The sequence below is a fragment of the Neobacillus drentensis genome, assembly GCF_036965245.1.
Classification (GTDB): Bacteria; Bacillota; Bacilli; order Bacillales; family Cytobacillaceae; genus Neobacillus; species Neobacillus drentensis_G.
The window spans coordinates 1-6,360 of the sequence record NZ_JBALPG010000212.1 but is presented as its reverse complement, the minus strand read 5'-3'; the positions used below and the strand labels follow the sequence as shown (position 1 = coordinate 6,360).

Sequence of the window (6,360 nt, the reverse complement as noted above, 5' to 3'; positions counted from 1 at the left end):
ATTTAATTTGGTATGATGAATATTCTAATTAAGATAAAATGGAGGGGTTTTTATCATGGGGGCTTACATAACTGATTTAACTATTGTGGCTTTGCTAATCATTGCCCTTACCGCATTAATGGGTGTTATAACAAACAGCATTGGGGAAAAAGTATTCGGCGGTAAACGTCGAACCGAATTTGTTGATGAAAGTGCTAAATACCGAACAGGCTGGAAGGCTGTGGGAGGAAAACGGAATTAATTATAAAAGCAAAAAGTTCATTTAGTGGAATATACACTTAATCGCTTCCACTTATACCTACTAATAAAAAAACGATCTCAATAATCGAGATCGTTTTTTTATTAGTGTTTAGATTGTGCCTTGTATTGAATAAATTCTTTCTCCGAACAAAGAACAAAGTGACCAGGGGTAACTTCCCTGAATTCAATTGCTTCATTATCATCATATTGATGACTTGCAGGATCATAGGATTTACGTTTACGTGTCCTCTCACTGATTGGGTCCGGAGCTGGAATCGCTGATAATAGTGACTGCGTATAAGGATGTAGTGGATTTTTATAAAGCTCATCCGCAGGGGCAAGCTCAACCATTTTCCCAAAATACATAACGCCGATTCGGTCACTTATATATTTTACCATTGAAAGATCATGCGCAATGAAAAGGTAGGTTAATCCTTTTTCTTTTTGCAGTTTCTTCATTAAGTTTACAACCTGCGCTTGAATAGAAACGTCCAACGCAGAAATCGGCTCATCAGCAATAATGAATTCTGGCTCAACCGCAAGTGCCCGGGCAATTCCAATCCGCTGGCGCTGACCACCACTGAATTCATGCGGGTAACGGTTAGCATGTTCCTTATTCAACCCAACGGTTTCTAAAAGCTCGTAGACTCTTTCCATACGATCTTCTTTTGATTTTGCCAATCCATGTATATCAATTCCCTCGGCAATAACATCAGCAATCTTTAATCGTGGGTTTAACGATGCATAAGGGTCTTGGAAAATCATTTGCATTTTTCGGTTAAATTCTTTTAATTGCTTTTTTGACTTTTTGCCGTGAACATTTACACCGTCATACAATACTTCCCCACCAGTGGCATCATACAAACGGATAATGGTTCTGCCAGTTGTTGATTTACCACAGCCTGACTCACCTACTAGACCCATTACTTCGCCTTTATAGATGTCAAAAGAAACATTATCGACAGCCTTAACTTCATTAGGCTTTCCTTCATTGAAATATTGCTTTAAATTTTTTATTTCAAGCAGTTTCTCTCTCTTAGCCATTTATTTTCCCTCCTTTATACCAGGAGACTGACTTTTTTCCAACTTTGCTGCCCTACTTGCGACTCCTACAGTACCTACATATTGACTTTGACGTCTTTTCACAGCCTCAGGCGGTTCAACCTTTGGAGCATCAGGATGTAATAACCAGGTAGCAGCATAATGTGTATCAGACACTTTAAAGAATGGAGGCTCTTGCTCCAAATCGATTTTCAAAACATATGGGTTACGCGGTGCAAACGCATCACCCTTTGGTGGATCCAATAAATCTGGAGGTGTACCTGGAATTGAGTATAACTCCTCATCATCCGTTTCCATATTTGGCATGGAGCTGATTAACCCCCATGTATACGGATGCTGTGGGTTATAGAAAATTTCATCTGCTGTTCCTACTTCAACAATTTTTCCACCATACATAACCGCTACACGATCAGCAACGTTGGCAACAACACCAAGGTCATGTGTGATGAAAATAATGGAAGTATCAATTTTATCTTGCAAATCTTTCATCAACTCAAGAATTTGTGCTTGAATCGTAACATCAAGTGCCGTTGTCGGTTCATCGGCGATAAGAACTTTAGGATTACATGCCAATGCAATGGCAATTACAACCCTTTGTCTCATCCCTCCGGAAAATTGATGTGGATACTGATTAATCCGTATTTCAGGTTTTGGAATTCCAACTAGTTTTAATAATTCAACTGCTCTTTCTTTCGCAGTATGCTTGCTCATATTCTGATGCTTAATGAGCGGCTCCATAATTTGGTTACCGATTTTCATCGTTGGGTTTAAAGAGGTCATCGGATCTTGAAAAATCATCGATATATCTTTACCGCGAATTTTTTGCATTTGCTTGTCCGTTAGCTTTGTGAGGTCTTTCCCTTCAAAAAGGATTTCCCCACTTTTTATCTCAGAATTGTGTTCTGGTAATAAGCGCATAATCGATTTTGTTGTAACGGATTTCCCGGACCCTGATTCACCGACAATCGCTAATGTTTCACCTTTTAGTAAGTCAAAGCTTATACCACGAATGGCTTTAACTTCCCCAGAAAAAGTATGAAACGAAATATTTAAATCTTTTACTTGTAAAATTTTCTCCATTACAGTTCACCTGCCTTCTAATCACGCATTTTTGGATCTAGTGCGTCACGTAATCCATCAGCTACTAAGTTAAAGCAAATCATGATTAATGCAATCATAATCGAAGGAATAACCATTTGATATGGGAAAGCAATCATCGATTTAAATCCGTCATTTACCAATGTACCTAGAGATGCATGTGGTTCTTGTAATCCCAGTCCAATAAAGCTTAGAAAAGCTTCGAAGAAAATGGCACTCGGGATGGAAAACATTGTATTTATTATGATGATACCAAACATGTTTGGAATCATATGCTTGAATATAATGGAAGTATCTGATGCTCCCAATGTTTTAGAAGCCAAAACAAATTCCTGGCCTTTAAACTTCAAAACCTGCGCGCGTACAACACGCGCCATACTTGTCCATCCGGTAATTGTTAACGCGATAATAATTGGGATAATCCCTGGTTTTAATATCAGAATCATTAATATAACTAAAATCAAGTTCGGTATCCCGACAATAACCTCTATTATTCTCTGCATAACACTATCAGTACGTCCGCCCAAGTAGCCGGAAACAGCACCATAGGAAACCCCGATCAGCATATCAATTAATGCAGCCATGAATGCAATGAATAAGGAAACTTGTGTCCCTTTCCAAGTACGAGCAAACAAGTCGCGGCCTAAGTTATCTGTTCCAAACCAATAATATGCATCAACTTTCCGCACTTCATAGGCGTTATATTCCGTTCCATCACGTCTCGTTAATGTGCCATCAAAAGGAAGCCAATGCACATTTTCTAAACCTTGAATTCGAGGCGGAAGATTGTTATGTTTTGTATTTTGTGTATCGTAAGCATAAGGTGAAATCATTGGACCAACGAAAGCCATAATAATTAAGATTCCTAGAATAATTAAACTGATAACCGCACCTTTATTTTTTCGAACCCGCAACCAAGAATCCTGCCAAAAGTTTAAACTAGGTTTAGATATCTTTTCGCTTTTTGATGGGTCAATATGGACGGGTGCAAACATATCTTTTTTAATGATTATTTCTTTGTCGTTCATTTAGTTTTCCCCCCCGAAATACGGATACGCGGGTCGATGACTCCGTATAGAATATCAACAATTAGGATAACTACCACGAATAAAACGGCAAATAAAAGGTTTGTTCCCATAATAACTGGGTAGTCATTTGAATTGATTGATTTAACAAACTGCTCACCGATTCCAGGAATACCAAATATCCGCTCAATTACTAGAGAACCTGTCATTAAACTTACTGCTAAAGGTCCCAAAACAGTAACAACTGGAATTAACGCATTTCTAAGTGCATGCTTAACACTTATTTGAAAACGGCTGGCACCCTTCGCTTTTGCCAAAGTAATATAATCTGACCCCAAAACATCAATCATTTCCGTACGCATAAAACGAGCAGCTATTGAGATTGGAAACATTGACAATGCGATGGTTGGAAGGATTGTATATTCTGGTCCACGCCAAAACATAACCGGAAGCCATCCCAATTTGACGGCAATGTAATACTGTAGTAAACCAGCAAAAATAAACGACGGGACAGATTTACCGACAACAGCAATAAATGTTGACGTATAATCTATCCAGGTATTTTGCTTTAATGCCGCAATTGTTCCCAAAAATATTCCGAAAATTGAACCGAAAATCATGGCTTGCAAACCGAGTATTGCGGAAGGGCCAATTCGGTTTCCGAGTAGTTCTGTTACAGGGGTATTATTAAATTGAAAGGAAACTCCCAAATCACCCATTACCAAATTCTTCATATAGTTTAAGTATTGAACAGGCAGTGGGTCATTCAATCCATATTTTTCAAACAGGATATTTCTTTGAACGTCAGAGAGTTTTTCAAAAGTATTAAATGGACTTCCTGGAATAAGCTTCATGAGGAAAAAAGTAATGGATGCAACTAAAAACAGTGTAAAAAACATATAAATTACACGTTTCAATAAATATTTCGCCATGCCTACACCTCCTAAAAAGTTGAATATTCGACGTTTTCCGACAATTGTGATACAGGTAAAAAGAGAGTATATTTTTTGAATATACTCTCTTCATATTTGATTAGTAATAGCTATTATTTAAGGATTTTAATCCATTGGTAACTAAAGTCAGCACCGAATGCATGGTGAGCAAAACCTTTAACCTTTGGATTGACTAAAAGGTTAACGGAACGTTGATAGATTGGTGCTAGTGCATAATCATCTTCTAAAAGAATCTTTTCAGCTTCTTGAAGCGCTTTCCAGCGTTCTTCGTCTTTGGCAGCTAAATCAGTTTGTGCCGCTTTAACTAGCTTATCATATTTAGGATTGCTGTAATCCATTTTATTGTGATCCCCGCCAGTTAGGTAAAGATCCATGAATGTCATTGGGTCAGCATAGTCTGGTCCCCAACCGCTGAATAATAGGTCATAATCCATTTTTTGTTCACGGTCGACACGGATTTTAAATGGCACTGCATTTAATTCAAGCGTTAAACCAGGAAGATTTTTCTCTAACTGATCCTTCATGAATGCATCAGTTGCTTTAGCTGTTTCAGTGTCTTGACCAACATAAACTAATTTTACTTCTTTCACACCAAGTTCAGATAAACCTTTTTCCCAAAGCTTTTTAGCTTCTTCTTTATTCATCTTTTGGTATGAGTCAGTCGTATCACGGAAGTCTTTACCGTTTTTATCAAAAGTAAAATCTTTTGGCACAATGAATCCAGCAGGAATAGAACCGTTTGCTAATACATCTTCTACCAATGCTTTCTTATCAATAGATAGAGCAATTGCTTTACGGATGTTAAGATTTTTTAATGCAGAATTCTTTTCGTTCATTTTAAGCCACCACATTGAAGGCTCTTGGTACTGTAGTAATTCTTTAGAACCCTCAAATTGTGAAATGATTGCAGCTTGTGCAAGCCTTGGTGTAATATCTGTTTCACCTGCAGTAAATGCGTTTGCAGATGCTTGCGGATCTTTCGATACGTTATAGTTGATTTTTGTTAAGGTTACATCTTTAGCACCATGATAAGTGTCATTTTTCTCCATTACCCATTCAGTTGCAGTTGGGCCATCCCATTTAGTCATCTTAAATGGACCATTGTAAAGTAAGTGAGCAGCATCTTTTGCATAGTCAGCACCTTGTGCTTCAACAAACTTTTGGTTTTGTGGATAGAACAATTGGAATGTAATGAAAGATTCAATATATGGAATTGGTCTTTCTAAAGTAATTTTCAAAGTGTAGTCATCTTCAGCTTTAATGCCTAGATCTTCTACCTTTGCTTTTCCTTCAGCAATTGCAGAGGCGTTTTTGATTTTTTCGCTCATGAAGTATGGACCATATTCTGATGCTGTGTCAGGGTTAATTGCACGTTGCCAAGCATATACATAGTCCTTAGCAGTTACAGGGTCACCATTGGACCATTTTGCATCTTTTCTTAATTTAATTGTTAATTCAGTTTTATCAGCATTGTATTCAGGCATAGCTTCAGCGCCAGCAGGAACTACCTTTTGATCTTGATTCAATCGGTATAAACCTTCGTTTGTAGCATTCAAAGTGGTAAAGCTCATTGCGTCTGTTCCGAGAACGCTGTCCATTGTCGGAATTTCAGCAGACTCTAGCACATTAAGTTCTTGCTTGTCAGCAAGTTGTTCCGCAGCTGGTTTTTCGCCGCCTTTGTCTTTACCCTTGTCTGTTCCTTCGGTTTTATCACCGCCTGAACATGCAGCTAAGAACATGCTAAGTACAAGTGATAATACTAAAAGTAGTGAAAGTTTTGACTTTTTCACCTGAAGACCTCCCTTTTCTATTATTCTGAAAAATTACTACATTCTCTATTATACATAATTTAAAAAAATTGTACATTATTTTTTCAAATTAAATTTACAGATTAGAAACAATTTTTACGTAATAGTTACAAAAAGATGTGATATAATTTAGACTTATATAGAATTTTTTGTATAATATTCATAATATAATCC

6 protein-coding genes are annotated in these 6,360 nt (G+C 37.4%); 1 reads left to right on the top strand and 5 read right to left on the bottom strand.

Annotated elements, in window-relative coordinates:
- Nucleotides 1–55: 55 nt before the first annotated feature.
- Nucleotides 56–241 carry a hypothetical protein gene (locus tag V7150_RS25570; RefSeq protein ID WP_335523899.1) on the top strand — a complete coding sequence of 62 codons (186 nt, stop codon included), beginning with the start codon at nucleotides 56–58 and terminating at the stop codon, nucleotides 239–241.
- 101 nt (nucleotides 242–342) lie between these two features.
- Here V7150_RS25570 and V7150_RS25565 read toward each other — a convergent pair whose 3' ends face one another.
- From V7150_RS25565 to V7150_RS25545, 5 genes are all read right to left on the bottom strand, one after another.
- Entirely contained in the window at nucleotides 343–1,284 is a 942-nt protein-coding gene (locus V7150_RS25565) for an ABC transporter ATP-binding protein (RefSeq protein WP_335523897.1), read from the bottom strand.
- Complete coding sequence (locus V7150_RS25560; RefSeq protein ID WP_335523895.1) at nucleotides 1,285–2,382, bottom strand: ABC transporter ATP-binding protein; 1,098 nt, start codon at nucleotides 2,380–2,382, stop codon at nucleotides 1,285–1,287.
- A 17-nt stretch (nucleotides 2,383–2,399) separates the two neighbouring features.
- Nucleotides 2,400–3,428 carry an oligopeptide ABC transporter permease gene (opp3C, locus tag V7150_RS25555; RefSeq protein WP_335523893.1) on the bottom strand — a complete coding sequence of 343 codons (1,029 nt, stop codon included), beginning with the start codon at nucleotides 3,426–3,428 and terminating at the stop codon, nucleotides 2,400–2,402.
- Nucleotides 3,425–4,357: an oligopeptide ABC transporter permease gene (gene opp3b, locus V7150_RS25550; protein ID WP_335523891.1), complete on the bottom strand. Its 933-nt coding sequence runs from the start codon at nucleotides 4,355–4,357 to the stop codon at nucleotides 3,425–3,427. The genes opp3C and opp3b overlap by 4 nt, the downstream gene beginning before the upstream one ends.
- Nucleotides 4,358–4,470: 113 nt before the next feature.
- Complete coding sequence (locus V7150_RS25545) at nucleotides 4,471–6,168, bottom strand: peptide ABC transporter substrate-binding protein (RefSeq protein WP_335523889.1); 1,698 nt, start codon at nucleotides 6,166–6,168, stop codon at nucleotides 4,471–4,473.
- Nucleotides 6,169–6,360 lie beyond the last annotated feature (192 nt).